The following is a 19,127-nucleotide window of genomic DNA, read 5'->3' as shown; positions in this document are numbered from 1 at the left end:
CTGGACATCTTCCCCGCACAGGTGCTTACAAGGAGTTCTAACATGACCGTGCTGCTGACCTGGCTCATCAACGCGCTCGCGCTGCTGATCATCACCTACATCGTTCCGTCGATCCACATCCGTAGCTTCGGCACCGCGCTGATCGTCGCTATCGTGCTCGGTCTCATCAATGCGGTGATTCGGCCGGTACTGATCCTGCTGACGCTGCCCGTCACGATCCTCACGCTCGGACTCTTCATTCTGGTCGTCAATGCGCTGTGCTTCTGGCTGGCCTCGTCGCTGTTGAAGGGCTTCGAGGTGTCGGGCTTCTGGTCGGCGTTCTTCGGCTCGATCCTGTACAGCATCGTGTCGTGGCTGCTGTCCGCGCTCATTTTCGGCAACCGCAGTCTAGGTTGACCTCATTGACTATGAAACCGATCGAACTCTCATTCGAATTCTTCCCGCCGAAAACGCAGGAAGGCATCGACAAACTGCGCGCGACCCGCGCGCAACTCGTGTCGCTCAAGCCGAAGTTCGTGTCCGTCACGTTCGGCGCCGGCGGCTCGACCCAGCAAGGCACGCTCGATACCGTCATCGACATGACGAAGGAAGGGCTCGAGGCGGCGCCGCACCTGTCGTGCATCGGCTCGTCGAAGGAAAGCCTGCGCGCGATTCTTGCCGAGTACCGCGCGCACGGCATCCGCCATATCGTCGCGCTGCGCGGCGATCTGCCCTCGGGCATGGGCGCGGTCGGCGAGCTGCGCTATGCATCGGAGCTCGTCAGCTTCATCCGTGCCGAGTTCGGCGACTGGTTCTGGATCGAGGTGGCCGGCTATCCGGAATACCATCCGCAGTCGCGTTCGCCGCGTCACGATCTGGAGAATTTCGCGCGCAAGGTGAAAGCCGGCGCGAACTCGGCGATCACGCAGTACTTCTTCAACGCGGACGCGTACTTCCGTTTCGTCGACGATGCGCGCCAGCTCGGCGTCGACGTGCCGATCGTGCCCGGCATCATGCCGATCACGAACTTCTCGCAGCTGATGCGCTTCTCCGAAATGTGCGGCGCCGAAGTGCCGCGCTGGATCGCGCGCCGCCTCGAGAGCTTCGGCGATGACCGCGAGTCGATCCGCGCGTTCGGGCTCGACGTGGTGACGGATCTGTGTCAACGGCTCGTCGACGCGAAGGTGCCGGGTCTGCACTTCTATACGCTGAACGCGGCCACCTCGACCAAGGCGATCTGCGAACGGCTCGCCGTTTGACGGCCATGCCCGCGCGGCTGCAACGGCCGCGCGGTCCCCGCCAGTCCGGCGTGGGTCTCGAATTTGTCCCAAATAGCGTGGTAAGTCCCTGTTGAAGCTCATTTTTGGGCTGTCTATCATCGAAAAGCAGCTACCCCGGCTGCTGTGCGGAGGACGATATGACAGTGACAAGAATGACTGCGGCACACCGACTGTTCGCGCTTCACCAGTTCTGCCTGCCGGCTCTCGCCGCGCTCGCGGTCGCCACCAGCGGCCTCGCGCCCGCCACGTCGCAGGCGGCCTCGCTGCCCGACAAGACGCTGATTTTCTGCTCCGAAGGCAGCCCGGCGGGCTTCGATACCGCGCAATACACGACCAGCGTCGAGTTCAGCGCCGGCTCGTACACGGTCTATAACCGGCTGGTCGAATTTGCGCATGGCAGCACGGACATCGAGCCGGGACTTGCCGAAAAGTGGGACGTGTCGCCCGACGGTCTCACCTATACGTTCCATCTGCGCCGCGGCGTCAAATTCCAGACCACGTCGTATTTCAAGCCGACCCGCGAATTCAACGCGGACGACGTCGTGTTCACCTACGAGCGCATGCTCGATCCCGAGAATCCGTTCCGCAAGGCGTATCCGGTCAATTTTCCGTACTTCAACGACCTCGGTCTCGCGAAGAACATCGCCAAAATCGAGAAGGTCGATCCGTACACGGTGCGCTTCACGCTGAAGGAAGTCGACGCACCGTTCCTTCAGCAGATCGCGATGCCGTTCGCATCGATCCTGTCCGCTGAATACACGGATCAGCTTCTGAAGGCGGGCAAGGCGTCCGACATCAACCAGTACCCGGTCGGCACCGGTCCGTTCATCTTCCGCAACTATACGAAGGACGACACGATCCGCTTCGACGGCAATCCCGATTACTGGAAGCCGGGCGTCGCGAAGGTCGGCAAGCTGATCTTCGCTATCACCGTCGATCCGGCCGTGCGCCTGCAAAAGCTGAAGCGCGGCGAATGTCAGGTGATGTCGTATCCGCGCCCGGCCGACATCCCGACCGTGAAGGCCGATGGCTCGCTCGCGATGCCGAGCGAAGTGGGCTTCAACCTCGGCTATATCGCGTACAACACGACCAAAAAGCCGCTCGACAACGTGCTCGTGCGCCGCGCGCTCGACATGTCGGTCAACAAGAAGGCGATCATCGAAGCGGTCTATCAGGGTGCTGGCCAGCTCGCGACCAACCCGATGCCGCCGACGCAATGGGGCTACGACAAGAGCCTGAAGGACGCGCCGTACGACGTCGACAAAGCGAAAGCGCTGCTGAAGGAGGCCGGCTACCCCGACGGCTTCGAGCTGACGCTGTGGGCGATGCCGGTGCAGCGCCCGTATAACCCGAACGCGCGCCTGATGGCCGAAATGCTGCAGTCTGACTGGGCGAAGATCGGCGTCAAGGTGAATATCGCCACGTACGAGTGGGGCGAGTACATCCGCCGCGCGCACGCCGGCGAGCATCAGGCGATGCTGATCGGATGGACGGGTGACTACGGCGACCCCGACAACTGGCTCGGCGTGTTGCTCGGCTGCGACGCGGTCAACGGCAGCAACTTCTCGAAGTGGTGCTACAAGCCTTACGACGATCTGATCAAGCAGGGCCGCAGCACCACCAGGATGCCCGATCGGCTGAAGGCCTACACCCAGGCTCAGGAAATCTTCAAGGACCAGGTGCCGTTCACGCCGATCGCGCATTCGACCGTGTATCAGCCGATCAGCAAGAACGTGACGGGCTTCAAGATCGATCCGTTCGGACCGACGCAATTCCTGGAGGTCGGGGTGAAGTAAGCGGACGCGGCGCGCTTTTTGCGCCGCTTTCGTCGCCGGGCGGCTCGAACGGGCCGTCCGGCCCGCGACAGTATCGCGGCAAAACGTTTGCACGAAGTGTTTCCTATCGTCAACAGAGGGATTTTGCTCCGCTTGGTGGCCGGCCCAAGCTCAAGTAATATCCCGCTACGCCGGCGCAAGCCGGCCCTGAACCTGGAGGAAACATGAAGCAAAACAGTCTGTTGCGCGTCGCGCGTGTGTCTACGCTCGTCGCAGCCGCAGCGGCATCCCTGCTTGGCGTCACGAGCGCGCAGGCCGCTGGGATTCCGAACAAAACCCTCGTCTACTGCTCGGAGGGCAGTCCCGCGGGTTTCGATCCGGCCCAATACACGACGGGCGTCGACTTCACGGCCAACACGTTCACCGTCTATAACCGCCTCGTCGAATTCGAGCGCGGCGGCACCAAGGTCGAGCCCGGCCTCGCCGAGAAGTGGGACGTGTCGCCCGATGGCAAGACCTACACGTTCCATCTGCGTCACGGCGTGAAGTTCCAGACCACCTCGTTCTTCAAGCCGACGCGCGAATTCAACGCGGACGACGTGGTGTTCTCGTTCCAGCGCATGCTCGACCCGAACCAGCCGTTCCGCAAGGCGTATCCGGTGCAGTTCCCGTACTTCACCGACATGGGCCTCGACAAGCTGATCACGAGCGTCGAGAAAGTCGACCCATACACGGTCAAGTTCACGCTGAAGGAAGTCAACGCGCCGTTCATCCAGAATCTGGCGATGGAATACGCGTCGATCCTGTCGGCCGAATATGCGGATCAACTGCTGAAGGCAGGCAAGGCCGCCGATATCAATCAGTTCCCGGTCGGCACCGGTCCGTTCATCTTCCGCAGCTACACGAAGGACGCGACGATCCGCTTCGACGGCAATCCGGAATACTGGAAGCCGAACGCGGTGAAGATCTCGAAGCTGATCTTCTCGATCACGCCGGACGCCGGCGTGCGCGTGCAGAAGATCAAGCGCGACGAATGCCAGGTGATGAGCTATCCGCGCCCGGCCGATATCGCGCCGCTGAAGGCCGAGCCGAACATCGACATGCCGTCGCAGCCGGGCTTCAACCTCGGCTACCTCGCGTACAACGTGACGCACAAGCCGGTCGACAAGCTCGAAGTGCGTCAGGCGCTCGACATGGCGATCAACAAGAAGGCGATCATCGACTCGGTCTACCAGGGCGCGGGCCAGCTCGCGACGAACCCGATGCCGCCGACGCAATGGTCGTTCGTCAAGAACCTGCCGGCCGCCTCGTACGATCCCGCCAAGGCGAAGGATCTGCTGGCGAAGGCGGGCTACCCGAACGGCTTCGACATCACGCTGTGGGCGATGCCCGTGCAGCGCGCGTATAACCCGAACGCGCGCCTGATGGCGGAAATGATCCAGGCGGACTGGGCGAAGATCGGCGTGAAGGCGAAGATCGTCACCTACGAATGGGGTGAGTACATCAAGCGCGCGCACGCGGGCGAACAGGACTCGATGCTGATCGGCTGGACCGGCGACAACGGCGATCCGGACAACTGGCTCGGCACGCTGCTCGGCTGCGAGGCGATCAACGGCAACAACTTCTCGAAGTGGTGCTACAAGCCGTTCGACGAGCTGATCCAGAAGGGCCGCACGACCTCGGACGTGGCGACGCGCACGAAGATCTACGGCGACGCGCAGCATATCTTCGCGCAGGAACTGCCGTTCTCGCCGGTCGCCCACTCGACCGTCTATCAGCCGGTCAGCAAGAAAGTGGTCGACATGCGCATCGAACCGCTTGGCTACGCGCGCTTCGACGGCGTCAGCATCAAGTAATTCGTAAAGTTCGCACAGTACGCCGCAGTAAAGTACGCTTTCGCACGGTTAGAAAACTGGTCGAAATGGTCCGGCGACCGGGGTCACGAGCCCTCGTCGCCGGTTGCGTTTTTTCATCACCAGTACCATAGGAGCGAACCATGTTCCGCTTCGTTTTGCGCCGCATCGGCATGGTGATACCGACGTCCATCGGCATCACCATCCTCGCGTTCGCGCTGATTCACCTGATCCCGGGCGACCCCATCGAAGTGATGATGGGCGAGCGCGGCGTCGATCCGGCCATGCACGCGGCCGCGATGCACCGCCTCGGGCTCGACGAGCCCCTGCCAATCCAGTACTTCCACTACATCGGCCGCGCCCTGCACGGCAACCTCGGCACCTCGATCATCACCAACACCAGCGTGATGGGCGAATTCCTCGCGCGCTTTCCCGCCACGGTCGAACTGTCGTTCTGCGCAATGCTGTTCGCGCTGATCGTCGGCCTGCCGGCGGGCGTGTTCGCGGCGCTGAGGCGCGGCACGGTGGTCGATCACGGCGTGATGGGCACCGCGCTGACCGGCTACTCGATGCCGATCTTCTGGTGGGGCTTGATCCTCATCATGGTGTTCTCGGTCAAGCTCGGCTTGACGCCGGTGTCGGGCCGCATCGCGGTCGAATACGACATTCCGCACGTGACCGGCTTCATGCTGATCGACTCGCTGATGTCCACCGACGAAGGCGCGTTCACGTCCGCGCTCAGTCACCTGATCCTCCCCGCGATCGTGCTCGGCACGATTCCGCTCGCGGTCGTCGCGCGCATGACGCGCTCGTCGATGCTCGAAGTGCTGCGCGAGGACTACATCCGCACCGCGCGCGCGAAGGGGCTGTCGCCGGGACGCGTGATCGTCGTGCATGCGCTGCGCAATGCGCTGATTCCGGTCGTCACCGTGATCGGCCTGCAAGTCGGTACGCTGCTTGCGGGCGCGGTGCTGACCGAAACGCTGTTTTCATGGCCCGGCATCGGCAAGTGGCTGATCGATGCGATCGGCCGGCGCGATTATCCGGTCGTGCAGGGCGGTATCCTGCTGATCGCGACGCTGGTGATCGTCGTGAACCTCGTCGTCGATCTGTTGTACGGCGTGCTCAACCCGCGCATTCGCCATACGAGGTAATCACGACCATGGCTGACATTCAAAACACCGTCCCCCAGGCGGTCACCCCACCGAGCGGCCGCGCCATCGCGGCACGCGAATTCTGGGCAAACTTCTCGCGCAACCGCGGCGCGGTCGGCGCGGGCATCATCGTGCTGGTGCTGATCTTCATCGCGATCTTCGCGCCGCTGATCGCGCCGCACAGCCCGATCGAGCAGTATCGTGACTCCGTCAAGATTCCGCCCGCGTGGCTCGACGGCGGCAACTGGAAGTTCATTCTCGGCACCGACGAAGCGGGCCGCGACATCCTCTCGCGTCTGATGTACGGCGCGCGGTTGTCGTTCTGGATCGGCTTCGTGTCGGTGGTGCTCGCGCTGATTCCGGGCATCGTGCTCGGGCTGATCGCCGCGTTCTTCGAGAAATGGGCCGACACGCCGATCATGCGCATCATGGACGTGCTGCTCGCGCTGCCGTCGCTGCTCCTCGCGGTTGCAGTGGTCGCGATCATCGGTCCGGGTCTCGTCAACACGATGCTCGCGATCGCGATCGTCGCGCTGCCGGGCTATGTGCGTCTGACGCGCGCGTCCGCGCAGGGCGAGTTGCAGAAGGAGTATGTGACCGCTTCGCGCGTGGCGGGTGCGAGCACGTTGCGGCTGATGTTCTCGCAGGTCCTGCCGAACTGCACCGCGCCGCTGATCGTGCAGGCCACTCTAGGCTTTTCGTCGGCGATTCTCGATGCCGCCGCGCTCGGCTTCCTCGGCCTCGGCGTGCAGCCGCCGTCGGCGGAGTGGGGCGCGATGCTCGCGTCGGCGCGCGATTACATCGACAGCGCATGGTGGATCGTCACGATGCCTGGCCTGTCCATCCTGATCTCGGTGCTTGCGATCAACCTGCTCGGCGACGGGCTGCGCGACGCGCTCGACCCCAAACTGAAACGGATGGCCTGAACATGAGCAATCTACTGACCATCCGCAATCTCGCGGTCAACTTCGGCGGCCTGCCCGCGGTCGACCGCATCAATCTGGACATCGCACCAGGCGAAGTGCTCGGCGTGGTCGGCGAATCGGGCTCGGGCAAGAGCGTGACGATGATGGCGCTGATGGGCCTGATCGACGCGCCCGGCAAGGTCACCGCCGACGAAATCACGTTCGACGGCAAGAACCTGCTGAACGCCTCCGCGAAGGAACGCCGCAAGATCATCGGCAAGGACATCGCGATGGTGTTCCAGGACGCGCTGACGAGCCTGAACCCGAGCTACACGGTCGGCTATCAGATCAAGGAAGTGCTGAAGCTGCACGAAGGCTTGCGCGGCAGCGCGCTGGACAAACGCGCGCTCGAACTGCTCGACCAGGTCGGCATTCCCGATGCGAAGAACCGCATCGGCGCGTTTCCGCATCAGATGTCGGGCGGGATGAACCAGCGCGTGATGATCGCGATGGCGATCGCCTGCAATCCGAAGCTGCTGATCGCCGACGAGCCGACCACCGCGCTCGACGTGACGATCCAGGCGCAGATCATGGAACTGCTGATGCGCCTGCAGAAGGAACGCGGCATGGCGCTCGTGCTGATTTCTCACGATCTGGCGGTGGTGTCCGAGGTCGCGCAGCGCGTCGCCGTGATGTACGCGGGCGAGGTGATCGAGACGAACAAGGTGCCCGACATCTTTGCCGCGCCTCATCATCCGTACACGGAAGCGCTGCTGGCCGCGATTCCCGAGCACAACGTGGGCGCGGTGCGGCTCGCGGCGCTGCCGGGCATGGTGCCGGGCCGCGACGACCGGCCCAAGGGCTGCCTGTTCGCGCCGCGCTGCAAGTACGTGGTCGACGACTGCATGAAGGCGCGCCCCGCGCTCGCTGCGCTGCCCGCCCATGCGGAATTCACGCGCGTGCGCTGCATCAAGCCGCTGAACCTCGAGAAGGACGCCAACGTTCACACGCAAGGAGGCGCCCGATGAGCACCGTATCCGAAACCCGTCGCCAGTCGGATCGTACTGGCGATCACGTGCTCGTCGCCGATCAGCTCGCACGCTACTACGACGTCAAGCGCGGCATGTTCGCGCACGGCACGGTGAAGGCGCTGAACGGCGTGTCGTTCGCGCTCGAACGCGGCAAGACGCTGGCGGTGGTCGGCGAGTCCGGCTGCGGCAAGTCGACGCTCGCACGTCAGCTGACGATGATCGAAACGCCGAGCGCGGGCCGCCTGCTGATCGATGGCGAGGACGTGGCCGGCGCGAGTCACGAGAAGATCGCCGCGCTAAGGCGGCGCGTGCAGATGGTGTTCCAGAACCCGTTTGCGTCGCTCAATCCGCGCAAGACCGTCGAGCAAACGCTAGGCGAACCGCTCGCGATCAACACGCAGATGAGCGCGACCGAGCGCGCCGAGCGCATCGCGCAGATGATGCGCACGGTCGGCCTGCGGCCCGAGCACGCGAAGCGCTATCCGCACATGTTCTCCGGCGGCCAGCGCCAGCGTGTCGCGATCGCGCGCGCGATGATCCTCGATCCGCAGATCGTCGTCGCCGACGAACCGGTCTCAGCGCTCGACGTGTCGATCCAGGCGCAGATCCTGAACCTGTTCATGGACCTGCAGGACGAGTTCAAGACGAGCTACGTGTTCATCTCGCACAACCTGTCGGTGGTCGAGCATATCGCCGACGACGTGATGGTCATGTACTTCGGTGGCGTCGCCGAGCTCGGCGACAAGAAGCGCATCTTCTCGCACCCGCGCCATCCGTACACGCGTGCGCTGATGTCGGCGACCCCGTCGATCTTCGAGGCGGACCGCACGATTAAGATCAAGCTGCAAGGCGAAATGCCGTCGCCGCTGAATCCGCCGTCGGGCTGCACGTTCCATCAGCGCTGCCCGTACGTGATCGACCGCTGCCGCAGCGAGGTGCCGAAGCTGCGTGAAGTGGATGGGCGCCTCGTCTCGTGTCACCGCGCCGAAGAGGTGGGGGACGTGGATGCCTGATGGGGTGGCGGCGCGTCGTGTTGCGCGCCGCTTGTGTGAGGGCGGCGGGATAGCCGCCTTCGCGCGGCGCCGCGGGGCGCGTGCGTCGGGAGGCGCCGCGCCCTGCGGCGCATTTGCTGGAAGCTTCTTCAGCGAGTTTTTTCGCACGTTTTTCCGCGCGTTTGTCGATGCGCTCGCGCGCGCCTTGTTCTCCGTATTTCTTCCCGCGTCGTTGTCCGTTTTTTTGCGCGTAGGCTGCGCGCTGTCGGTCGGCGCGGCCGTGCCCGGCATCGCTGACGCGGCCGGCGCGGCGGCCAATACGCCAGCACCGGCGGCGCAGGCGGCCCGACCGGCGGTTACGGTGCCGGCCACGCCACCGCCGTCGATTGCGCCGCCCCCGGTTCCTGGCACCACCGCGAGCGGACCGGTGCGTCAGCAACCGGCGCGCATGCCGTTCTATGTCGCGACGCGCGGCAATATCACCATCTATGTGCTCGGCACGCTGCACGTCGGCGATCCGGCCGACTATCCGGCGGGGCAGCCGTTCCGCGCGCCGATCCTTGCGGCGCTCGCCGCGTCGCCGACACTCGCGCTCGAACTGTCGCCCGACGAACTGCTGGTATCGCAGGACGACGTGTCGAAGTACGGCGTGTGCAAGCACGACTGCCTGCCGGGCCTGCTGCCCGAGCCGCTATGGCACAAGCTCGCGCTGCGGCTGCGCGGCAACCCGGCCGCGCTCGATGCGATCAAGAAAATGCGGCCGTGGCTCGCGTCGCTGGTGGTCGAGACCTACGACTCGCTGTCAGCCGGTCTGCAAACCGAGTACGGCACCGAAGCGCAATTGCAGAACGTGTATCTGAAGACGCGCGGCAAGATCGTCGGACTCGAAACGCTCGCGCAGCAGATGCGTTCGTTCACCGGACTGTCGGCCGCGCAGCAGCGTGAGATGCTCGCGCAGGACCTGGTGCAGACGCCCGCGCAGAACGTCCAGGACGTGCGCACGCTGCATCGGCTATGGCAGGTCGGCGATGCCGATGCGATCGCCGCGTGGCAGGCCGCCAAATCTGAGAAGCTCGCGCGCGATCCCCGCATCTCCGATTCGATCGACAACCGGATCGTCTACGAGCGCAATCGCCGCTTCGTCGCGAAGATGCTACAGCTCGCCGCGCCGAACAAGCCGCTGTTCGTCGCGATCGGCGCGCTGCATCTGGGTGGACCGAAGGGCGTGCTGCAGCAGTTGCGGCAGCACGGCTTCGTGGTGGAGGCGGGGTGAGCGGCGCAAGACCGCTCGCGTCTTTTCACGCGCCGCTTGTCTGAGCGACGCGCTTGTCAGCAGCGCTACAGAAACATCAAAAAGTTCAACAGAAAAATGTTGATCACCAGCAGCGTCAACGCCGTCGGAATCTGCGCCTTGATCACCGCATTCTTGTCGGGTAATTCGAGCAGCGCGACCGGCACCATGTTGAAGTTCGCGGCCATCGGCGTCATCAGGGTGCCGCAGTAGCCGGAGAACATGCCGATCGCGGCCATCACGGCCGGGTTGCCGCGGAATACACCGACGAGGATCGGCACCCCGACGCCGCCCGTCATCACCGGAAACGCCGCGAAGCCGTTGCCCATCACCATCGTGAACAACGCCATGCCGATGCAGTACACGGCCACCGCGACGAAGCGGTAGTCGAGGCTGATATACGACGTGGTCACGTGCGCGACCGCCTTGCCGACGCCCGCGTCCGAGAACACGAGGCCGAGCATGCCGAGCATCTGCGGCAGCACCGCGGCCCACGACAGCGCATCGACGAGGCGGCGCGCCTCCTTCATCGACTGACCGACCGTGTCGCGCGTGATCACGCAGGCGATCGCGAGCGCAATCACGCAGCCGATGCCGAAGCCGATCAGCGTGACGTTGGCCTTCTCGATCAGCGGCACGCCGCCGAACACGAGATGGCTTGCCGCGAGCGTGATGATCACGGTGACGACCGGAATCGTCAGCGCGGGCACGAACAGCTTGTTGCGCAGTCGCGCGGCGCTCGCTTGACGCGCTTCGAGCGACAGCGTCTTCGGCTTGCCCGCGGTGACGCCGCCGAAGCCCGCGATCAGCGCCATCGCGATTACCGCGACGCCCACCACGGCCGGCGGCAGCCGGTCGCCGATCAGGAAGATCAGCGCGTAAAGAATCCAGAAGCCGCCCGCGGTGAAGCGGCGCGGATGCTGGCGGTCCGTAACGATCATGCCGCCGACGATCAGCAGCACGATGCCGAGCAACCAGAACAGATAGGTGATCGTGAAGGTCATGCTTCGTCTCCGGTAGCACGCGTGGCCGACGACGGTTTCGATTTGGCAGTCGCTTTCGCGCTCGAAGTACCGCCCGACACCTTGCCGCGCAATTCACGCTCGAGCCACCGATCGAGCAGCCAGAGCCGGAAGCCATGCACGATGAACGCGCTGATCGCGGTCGGAATGCCCCACACCGCAACGTGAATCGGCTCCACGACGATGCCCGCTTCCTTCAGGAAGGTCGTCATCAGCACGATCGCTCCGAACGCGACGAAGATGTCCTCACCGAAAAAGAGGCCGACGTTGTCGGTTGCGGCCGAGAACGCGCGCAGCCGGAAGCGCACCGCGTCGCTGATCTTGCCGAAGCGGTTCTCGGTCGCGCCCTCGGCCATCGGCGCGATCAGCGGACGCACCATCTGCGGATGGCCGCCGAGCCCGGTCAGGCCGACCGCGGCGGTCAGCTCGCGCACGGCCAGATAGACGATCAACAGACGCCCGGCGGTCGCCGCCTTGATGCCGCTGATCCATGCCTGCGCACGCTCGCGCAGGCCATGTCGTTCGAGCAGGCCGATCACCGCGAGCGGCAACAGGATGATCAGGGGAATGTTGCGTGTCTTGATGAAGCCGGTGCCGATCAGCGCGAGGATTTTTTCCGGCGGGAAATGCGCGGCGAAACCGGTGATGATCGCGGCCACGGCCACGATCAGCATCGGATTGAAGCGCAACAGAAAGCCAACGATGATGACGGCCACACCGATGAGCGGCCATAGACTGACGGTTGTCTGCATCAGGGTCTCCAAAGAGGTTATGCAACTTCGCCGCGGGTGGCGGCTGACGTGAACCGGTGCATGCGGCCCATGCGCCGGCGTGCTGCCGCGACTCTGCGGCCGCGTCGAACTCTCTTTACCTGCCCCGCGGATGCGCGTGCGTCGGCATCGGCGGGCTTGCAGCGGGCATCACCGCGCGCGGTGTGCACGGTGGCGATGCGAACGCTCAGACGCGCGCGGCGCCCGCCGGGTGCACTTCGATGCCGGCGTCGGCGAGCGCGGCGCGAATGCGTCGCGCGAACGCGAGCGCGTGCGGGCCGTCGCCGTGCAGGCAGATGGTTTGCGCCTTCAACGGCACCCACTGTCCGTCCACGGCCTTCACGCGTTGTTCGCGGATCATCGTAAGCGTGCGCGCGAGCACTTCGTCCTCGTCGTCGAGCAGCGCGCCCGGCTCCTTGCGCGGCACCAGCGAGCCGTCGGCGCGATAGCCGCGGTCGGCGAACACTTCCTCGATCGCGGTCAGGCCCGCGTTGCGCGCGGCGCTGACGAGCCCGCTGTTGGCGAGCGCGAACACCGCCACCGACGGATCGAAGTCGTGCACCGCGGAGACGATCGCGTCGGCGATCTTCGCGTCGCGCGCGGCCTGGTTGTACAGCGCGCCGTGCGGCTTCACATGCGCGATGCGTCCGCCCTCGGCCTGCGCGATCGCCGACAGCGCGCCGAGCTGATACAGCACGCCCGCGTAGATCTCGCCCGCCGGCAGATCCATTTCCTTGCGGCCGAAATTCTCCGGATCGTTGAAGCTCGGATGCGCGCCGATGGACACGCCTTTCTGCACGGCCCAGCGCACGCAGTCGCGCATCGCGTTGGGCCCGCCCGCATGCCAGCCGCATGCGATGTTGGCCGAGCTCACGAGGTCGAGCAGCGCCTCGTCGGAGCCGCAGCCTTCGCCGAGATCGGCGTTCAGATCGATTTCCATGGGGATTCCTTTTCTCACCGTTACAGCGCCGCGAGCGCCGCCTGGCGCGTGCAACGCTCTTCATGCATCGCGATCGCGGCATCGATCTGCCGCAGATACGTGCGTTCTTCCAGCAAAGCCTGGCGCGCCTCGTAGGGCGTCGTCGGGATGAATCGGACCGCCGCGTTCAGGCGCACCTGCGCGAGCTTCCACAGATCGGCCTGGATCACCGCGCCGATTTTCGGATAGCCGCCGGTGGTCTGCGCGTCGCTCATCAGCACGATCGGCTGACCGTTCGGCGGCACCTGGATCGTGCCGGGCAGCACCGCGTGCGACAGCAGATCGGTCTTGTGCGTGCGTTTGAGTTCCGTGCCGGCGAGGCGGTAGCCCATGCGGTTGCTGTTCGGCGTGACGAGCCACTCGTCGGACCAGAACGACTGCTGCGCATCCGTGGTGAAGCTGTCGTATTCGGGGCCGCGCAGCACGCGGATCGGAACCGCCCACGGCACGCCGGACGGATGTCGGCCGCGCCGCAGCGGCTCGGGGACGAGCACGAACTTGCACCATGTGGGCGCCTTCACGCCGAACGCGGGCGCCTCCGGCGCGAAGCCGAGTTGGCCGCGCTGCGGCGGCGCGCCGACCGGCAGACGGTCGCCATCGTTGAGCGCGCGGCCGCCGAGTCCGCCGAAACGACCGGCGAGATCGGTGCTGCGCGAGCCGAGCATCGGCAGTACGTCGATGCCGCCCGCCACGCACACATAACCGCGCATGCCGCGCTTCGCCGCGTTCAGCACGAGTTCCTGGCCGGCCTGCACGGGCAGGCTCCACCATGAAAAGACCGGCTTGCCGTCCAGCGTCGAGCCGAAGTCGGGGCCGGCGATCGCGACGCGCGTCGCGCGCAGAAAGCGCAGCACGGTCGGGCCGAAGGTGATTTCGAGGCCGGCCGCATCGGGGCGATTGCCGACCAGCCGGTTGCCGACTTCGAGCGACAACCGGTCGAGCGCACCACTCATCGCGACACCGAGATGCCGGTAGCCGTGGCGGCCGAGGTCCTGGATCGTGGTCTGGAGACCCGCGCGGATCACGTCGATCATGCGTGCATCCCCGCGATCGTGAAGCGCACCCGGTCGCCGGGCTGCAGCAGTGTCGGCGGGCGGCGCGCCGGGTCGAACAGCGCTACTTCGGTGCGGCCGATCAGCTGCCAGCCGCCCGGCGACACCGCCGGATAGATGCCGGTCTGCTCGCCGCCGATGCCGACCGAGCCCGCCGGCACTTCGAGCCGTGGCGACGCGCGGCGCGGCGTGTGCAGCGCCGCGTCGAGCCCACCCATATAGGCGAAGCCGGGCTGAAAGCCGAGAAAGAACACCACGTAGGCGCCGCCCGCATGACGCTCGACGACCTCGCGCGCGCTGAAGCCCGTATGTTCGGCGACCGCCTGCAGATCGGGGCCGAATGCGCCGCCGTACTGCACCGGAATTTCGACGTCGCGTGTTGGCGCGGCGGCTTCTTCCGCTGCGTTCCAGGCCGACAGCAACTGCTTGCCGAGCGCGTCGGCGTCGGTCGCGAGCGGGTCGAACACGAGCGTCAGATTGTTCATGCCGGGCACCACTTCGAGCACCTGCGGCCAGTCGCGCGCGGCTTCAGCGGCGGCCCACACGCGCTGCTGGCACGACAGTGTGGCCGGCGGGGGCGCTTCGCAGACGAGCGCGCTGTCGCCGAGCGGAAAGATTCGTGGTTGGCTCATGAGTGGGCGGCCCGGATCGAGTCGGAAAATAAGCCGGCCAGCGCGGTACGTTGGCACATATCCGGCATGGAGTCGGCGACGTTTCGAGCGTACATTATCAATAAAATATTGACGGTTTATCAATAAGCGTTTCTGCCAGGCTCGTCGGCGACTGGACATCGTCGTACACTTGCGACACTTTTCCAGCCCATTATTCGTCACGGGAACCTCGTATGACGCGTCATCCCACCAAGATCGTTTCGTCGGAACACCTCGTCTCCGAGAGCAGCGCGGAGCTGTCCGAGCTCGAATACGCGCTGATCATGGCGGGCAATGCGTTCAACCGCTGGATGGTGCGCTGCATGTCGGCGGCCGGCGACAAGGACATGACCGCGATCGAGGTGTCGCTGCTGCACCACGTGAGCCATCGCGAGCGCCGCAAGAAACTCGCGGACATCTGCTTCGTGCTGAACATCGAAGACACGCACGTCGCGACTTACGCGTTGAAAAAGCTCGTAGCTAGAGGGTACGTAAAAAGCGAAAAGACCGGCAAGGAAGTGTTCTTTTCCGCCACCGACGCGGGCCGCGAGCTATGCCTGAAGTATCGCGAGGTGCGCGAAAACTGCCTGATCTCGACGCTCAAGGAAAGCGGCCTGACCAACCAGCAGATCGGCGAGGCCGCGCAGTTGATGCGCAATGCGTCGGGGCTGTACGACACGGCGGCGCGCGCGGCCGCTTCGCTGTAACGACGAAATAGCGCAAACGCCGCGCATCACACGCCGCGCATCGCGCGTTCAGTCCGGCAGCGCCGGATGAAACCCCGCTTCGGTCACGATCAGATCGAGCGGAATGTCGTGCGCCTCACGCTCCAGCGTGTCGGTGCGGCACGCTTCGTACGCGATGCCGACCGTGACCGGCTTCTGCGCGGCCGGCCAGCCGGCCAGCGTGCGGTCGTAATAGCCGCCGCCGTAGCCGAGGCGATAGCCGTCCGAGTCGAAACCCACGCAGGGCACGAACAGCAGCTCGGGCAGCACGACGCGCCCCGAAGTGGGCTCGGCAATCTTGTGATGGCCGATTTTCATCGGCGTCGCGGGCGTCCACGCATGGAATTCGAGTGCCATGCCACGTTCTTTAATGATTGGCAGACTGGCTTCGTGATGCGAATCCGCGGCGAGCCAGATCCCGATCGCGCCGCGCGCGTCGAACTCGCCGGCGAGCGGCCAGTAGAATCCGGCGCTGCGTACCGCGTAGTGCTTCAGCGCGTCAAGCATTCGACGCCCGAGCGCGGCATTCTTCGACGGCTCGGAAGCCGCTTGCAGACGGCTTTCCAGCAACATCCGGCGCAGCGCCTTTTTGGTTGCGGGGACAGGGTTGCATGCTATGCTTGGGTCCAATTCGCGCTCCAGAAACAACGATGTCAAAACGCCTTTTTCGAGTATATCGCGCGGCCGGTATCGCGCTGGCCGCAGCGGCACTCGTGGCCTGCAGTACTGCCTCGGCCGTCAAGCCTCTCCCGATCTCCCAACTCACGAACGACGACCAGATTTTCGTCCAGCTTCGCGAAGCCGCGCGCACTAACGACGCAGCGCGCGCAGCCCAGCTCGCGAGCATGATCCCGAATTATCCGGCGCCCTCGTATCTGGAGTACTTCCAGATCAAGCCGCAGCTGTTCGATTCGACCGGCCATGCGCGCATCGACGCACCGGACGCGCCCGTGCTCGCGTTCCTGCAGAAGTACGACGGCCAGGCGATCGCCGATCGCATGCGCAACGACTACCTGACCGTGCTCGGCACGCGTCACGACTGGCGCAACTTCGACCAGCAGTACGCGAAGTTCGTGCTCGACGACGACACACAGGTCAAGTGCTACGCGCTCGAATCGCGCGCGTCGCGCGGCGAGAACGTCGCGGACGCGGCACGCGCGCTGCTCGTCGATCCGAAGTGGTACGGCGACGGCTGCGTCGATCTGATCACGGTGCTCGGCGTGGACCATCAGTTCAGCAGCGACGACATCTGGGCGCAGATTCGTCTCGCGTACGAGCAGAACTACACGAACACCGGCAGCAAGCTCGTCGACGCGCTCGGCGACCAGCCGCCCGACCCGGTGCTATTCAGCCAGGCCGCCAATACGCCGCCGCTGCTGCTCGCGCGCACCGTCGGAGCGGATGCGCAATCGCATCAGCTGGCGCTGCTCGCGATCACGCGCATGGCGCGCAACGATCCCGCCATGGCCGCGGCCACGTTCGCATCGGTCGCGCCGTCGCTGAATTCGCCGGAGCGCGCGATCGGCTGGGGCACGATCGGCTATCAGGGGGCGCTCAAGCAGATGCCTGCCGCGGTCGACTGGTTCCGGCTGTCGGCGAACGCGCCGCTGTCGAATCCCGCGTATGAATGGCGCACCCGCAGTGCACTGCTTGCCGGCGACTGGAACATGGTGCGCTGGTCGATCGAGCAGATGCCCGAGTCGCTGCGCAAGCAGCCGTCGTGGGTGTATTGGCACGCGCGCGCGCTGAAGCAGGCCGGCGACACCGCCACGGCCAACCAGGAATTCCAGTCGATCGCGTCGAACTTCAACTTCTACGGCCAACTCGCGCTGGAAGAGCTCGGCCAGAAGATCACCGTGCCGCCGAAAACCACGGTCACCGACGCCGAAGTGCAGCAGGCCGGCACCACGCCGGGTTTCGATCTGGCGCAGCGCTTCTATGCGCTGAATCTGCGGCTCGAAGGCAATCGCGAGTGGAACTGGCCGCTGCGCGGCATGACCGACCGGCAACTGCTGGCGGCCGCCGAGTACGCGCGCCGCATCGAGCTGTACGACCGCACCGTCAACACTGCGGACCGCACGAAGAGCGAGCATGATTTTTCGCTGCGCTATCTATCGCCGTTCCGCAACATCGTCGAGCAGGACGCGCAGTCGAGCGGGCTCGACGTCGAGTGGGCGTACGGGCTGATTCGCCAGGAGTCGCGCTTCATCATCAACGCGCGCTCGGATGTCGGCGCGGGCGGACTGATGCAGCTGATGCCCGCCACCGCGCAACTGGTCGCGAAGAAAATCGGTCTGGGCCCGCTCTCGCGCGAGCAGATGAACGACATCAATACCAATATCCTGCTCGGCACGAACTACCTGGCGATGATCTACAATCAGTTCGACGGGTCCGCCGTGCTGGCCACCGCTGGCTACAACGCAGGTCCGGGCCGTCCGCGCAACTGGCGGCAGTCGCTGCAGCGCCCGGTCGAAGGCGCGGTTTTCGCCGAGGCGATTCCGTTCCAGGAAACTCGCGACTACGTTAAGAATGTGCTGTCCAACACGGTCTACTACGCGGCATTGTTTGAAGGCCGTCCGCAATCGCTGAAGGCGCGCCTGGGTTACATCGCACCGTAAGCGCCTTGCCGCCGCAATCTCGTTTCGAGGTTGCGGCGCGCTTCGCCAGCCGTTGCCGCGGCTTCCATCAGGGAGTCGAAAAATGCGACATCAAGCTATCGCGGTCATCGGCGGCTCCGGGTTCATCGGCAGCTACCTCGTCAACTCGCTCGTCGAAATGGGCAAGGATGTGCGCGTCGCCACGCGGCGACGCTACAACGCGCGCCATCTGACCATGCTGCCGATCGACGTGCTCGAAACCGACGTGTTCGATCCGGTGCAACTCGCGCGCTTCGTCGAAGGCGCGGATTGCGTGATCAACCTCGTCGGTATCCTGAACGGCAAACGCGGCAAGCCTTATGGACGGGAGTTCGCGCATGCGCACGTCGAGTTGCCGACGCGCATCGTCGCCGCCTGCGAAGGCAAGGGTGTTCATCGGCTGATTCATCTGAGCGCGCTCGGCGCCAATCCGAGCGGCCCGAGCATGTATGCGCGCTCGAAGGGTGACGGCGAGAAGGCGGTGCATGCGGCGAATGTCGCGTGGACGATCTTCCGGCCGTCCGTCGTGTTCGGTCCCGAGGACGCGTTTCTGAACAAGTTCGCGTTTTTGCAGCGCGTGTTTCCGGCCATCCCGCTCGCGATGCCGGACGCGCAATTCCAGCCGGTCTATGTCGGCGACGTCGCGAAGGCGATCGTCAACGTGCTCGATATGGACGGCGCGGGCGGCCGCACCTACGAGCTCGGCGGCCCGACCGTCTATACGCTCGAAGACCTGGTGTCGTATTGCGGCGACGTGATCGGCAAGCATGCGCGCATCATCCGTCTGCCCGAGCCGCTCGCGCGGCTGCAGGCGCTGAGCTTCGAATTGGCGCCGGGCGAACCGGTGATTTCGCGCGACAATCTCGATTCGATGAAGGTCGCCAATATTCTGAGCGGGCCGCTCGCGCCGGAGCTCGGACTCGAACCGGTCAGCATCGAAGCGATCGTGCCGACGTATCTGACCGGCGCGGCCTCGGGTTCGCGACTCGACACGTTCCGCGCCAGCGCGGGGCGCTGAAACCTTTTTCCCACT

Annotated in this window: 18 protein-coding genes; 12 read left to right on the top strand and 6 right to left on the bottom strand. The window is 65.0% G+C overall.

The window, feature by feature from the left end:
* Positions 1-42 precede the first annotated feature (42 nt).
* The 9 genes from AB4Y34_RS33945 (at position 43) to AB4Y34_RS33905 (ending at position 10,242) form a co-directional block, all read left to right on the top strand.
* A complete protein-coding gene (locus AB4Y34_RS33945; protein WP_018432546.1) occupies positions 43-396 on the top strand; it encodes a phage holin family protein in 354 nt (117 codons plus the stop codon).
* Between the two features lie 11 nt (positions 397-407).
* A complete protein-coding gene (gene metF / locus AB4Y34_RS33940; RefSeq protein ID WP_368718525.1) occupies positions 408-1,238 on the top strand; it encodes a methylenetetrahydrofolate reductase [NAD(P)H] in 831 nt (276 codons plus the stop codon).
* A 173-nt stretch (positions 1,239-1,411) separates the two neighbouring features.
* Positions 1,412-3,055 carry an ABC transporter substrate-binding protein gene (locus AB4Y34_RS33935; protein ID WP_368718535.1) on the top strand — a complete coding sequence of 548 codons (1,644 nt, stop codon included), beginning with the start codon at positions 1,412-1,414 and terminating at the stop codon, positions 3,053-3,055.
* A 203-nt stretch (positions 3,056-3,258) separates the two neighbouring features.
* Positions 3,259-4,890: an ABC transporter substrate-binding protein gene (locus AB4Y34_RS33930; RefSeq protein ID WP_368718524.1), complete on the top strand. Its 1,632-nt coding sequence runs from the start codon at positions 3,259-3,261 to the stop codon at positions 4,888-4,890.
* 140 nt (positions 4,891-5,030) lie between these two features.
* Entirely contained in the window at positions 5,031-6,041 is a 1,011-nt protein-coding gene (locus AB4Y34_RS33925; RefSeq protein WP_368718523.1) for an ABC transporter permease subunit, read from the top strand.
* An 8-nt stretch (positions 6,042-6,049) separates the two neighbouring features.
* Complete coding sequence (locus AB4Y34_RS33920) at positions 6,050-6,967, top strand: ABC transporter permease subunit (protein ID WP_176124541.1); 918 nt, start codon at positions 6,050-6,052, stop codon at positions 6,965-6,967.
* Positions 6,968-6,969: 2 nt separating this feature from the next.
* Positions 6,970-7,974: an ABC transporter ATP-binding protein gene (locus AB4Y34_RS33915; RefSeq protein WP_176380092.1), complete on the top strand. Its 1,005-nt coding sequence runs from the start codon at positions 6,970-6,972 to the stop codon at positions 7,972-7,974.
* On the top strand, positions 7,971-8,990 hold the full coding sequence (locus tag AB4Y34_RS33910) for a peptide ABC transporter ATP-binding protein (protein WP_176380093.1): 1,020 nt from the start codon (positions 7,971-7,973) through the stop codon (positions 8,988-8,990). The genes AB4Y34_RS33915 and AB4Y34_RS33910 overlap by 4 nt, the downstream gene beginning before the upstream one ends.
* Complete coding sequence (locus AB4Y34_RS33905) at positions 8,983-10,242, top strand: TraB/GumN family protein (protein WP_176380094.1); 1,260 nt, start codon at positions 8,983-8,985, stop codon at positions 10,240-10,242. The genes AB4Y34_RS33910 and AB4Y34_RS33905 overlap by 8 nt, the downstream gene beginning before the upstream one ends.
* Positions 10,243-10,307: 65 nt before the next feature.
* Here the strand turns inward: AB4Y34_RS33905 and AB4Y34_RS33900 are convergent, their stop codons facing one another.
* The 5 genes from AB4Y34_RS33900 to pxpB form a co-directional block, all read right to left on the bottom strand.
* Entirely contained in the window at positions 10,308-11,264 is a 957-nt protein-coding gene (locus AB4Y34_RS33900) for a DUF979 domain-containing protein (protein ID WP_368718522.1), read from the bottom strand.
* Positions 11,261-12,034 (bottom strand): DUF969 domain-containing protein, encoded by a 774-nt coding sequence (locus tag AB4Y34_RS33895; protein WP_176380095.1) that lies wholly within the window; start codon positions 12,032-12,034, stop codon positions 11,261-11,263. Before AB4Y34_RS33895 ends, AB4Y34_RS33900 begins: the two co-directional genes overlap by 4 nt.
* Positions 12,035-12,239: 205 nt before the next feature.
* Positions 12,240-12,992: a 5-oxoprolinase subunit PxpA gene (gene pxpA, locus AB4Y34_RS33890; protein WP_152852541.1), complete on the bottom strand. Its 753-nt coding sequence runs from the start codon at positions 12,990-12,992 to the stop codon at positions 12,240-12,242.
* Positions 12,993-13,012: 20 nt separating this feature from the next.
* Positions 13,013-14,065, bottom strand: a complete 1,053-nt coding sequence (locus AB4Y34_RS33885; RefSeq protein ID WP_176110045.1) for a biotin-dependent carboxyltransferase family protein — start codon at positions 14,063-14,065, stop codon at positions 13,013-13,015.
* Positions 14,062-14,715: a 5-oxoprolinase subunit PxpB gene (gene pxpB, locus AB4Y34_RS33880; RefSeq protein WP_368718521.1), complete on the bottom strand. Its 654-nt coding sequence runs from the start codon at positions 14,713-14,715 to the stop codon at positions 14,062-14,064. Before pxpB ends, AB4Y34_RS33885 begins: the two co-directional genes overlap by 4 nt.
* A gap of 212 nt (positions 14,716-14,927) precedes the next feature.
* Between pxpB and AB4Y34_RS33875 the strand changes: the two genes are divergently transcribed.
* The gene (locus AB4Y34_RS33875; RefSeq protein ID WP_018418717.1) at positions 14,928-15,440 is read left to right on the top strand and encodes a winged helix DNA-binding protein; all 513 of its coding nucleotides are present in this window, start codon (positions 14,928-14,930) and stop codon (positions 15,438-15,440) included.
* Between the two features lie 48 nt (positions 15,441-15,488).
* Here AB4Y34_RS33875 and AB4Y34_RS33870 read toward each other — a convergent pair whose 3' ends face one another.
* Positions 15,489-16,031 carry a 5-formyltetrahydrofolate cyclo-ligase gene (locus AB4Y34_RS33870; RefSeq protein ID WP_368718520.1) on the bottom strand — a complete coding sequence of 181 codons (543 nt, stop codon included), beginning with the start codon at positions 16,029-16,031 and terminating at the stop codon, positions 15,489-15,491.
* Between the two features lie 77 nt (positions 16,032-16,108).
* On the opposite strand from AB4Y34_RS33870, the gene AB4Y34_RS33865 reads away from it, so the two are divergent.
* Both AB4Y34_RS33865 and AB4Y34_RS33860 read left to right on the top strand, forming a co-directional pair.
* A complete protein-coding gene (locus AB4Y34_RS33865) occupies positions 16,109-18,076 on the top strand; it encodes a transglycosylase SLT domain-containing protein (protein ID WP_368718519.1) in 1,968 nt (655 codons plus the stop codon).
* Positions 18,077-18,158: 82 nt separating this feature from the next.
* Positions 18,159-19,112 carry a complex I NDUFA9 subunit family protein gene (locus AB4Y34_RS33860; RefSeq protein WP_176380101.1) on the top strand — a complete coding sequence of 318 codons (954 nt, stop codon included), beginning with the start codon at positions 18,159-18,161 and terminating at the stop codon, positions 19,110-19,112.
* Positions 19,113-19,127 lie beyond the last annotated feature (15 nt).

Source organism: Paraburkholderia sp. BR10954, assembly GCF_040965775.1.
Lineage (GTDB): Bacteria > Pseudomonadota > Gammaproteobacteria > Burkholderiales > Burkholderiaceae > Paraburkholderia > Paraburkholderia youngii.
Note: the sequence above shows the minus strand (reverse complement) of the source record. Positions and strands in the feature narration are given on the sequence as shown.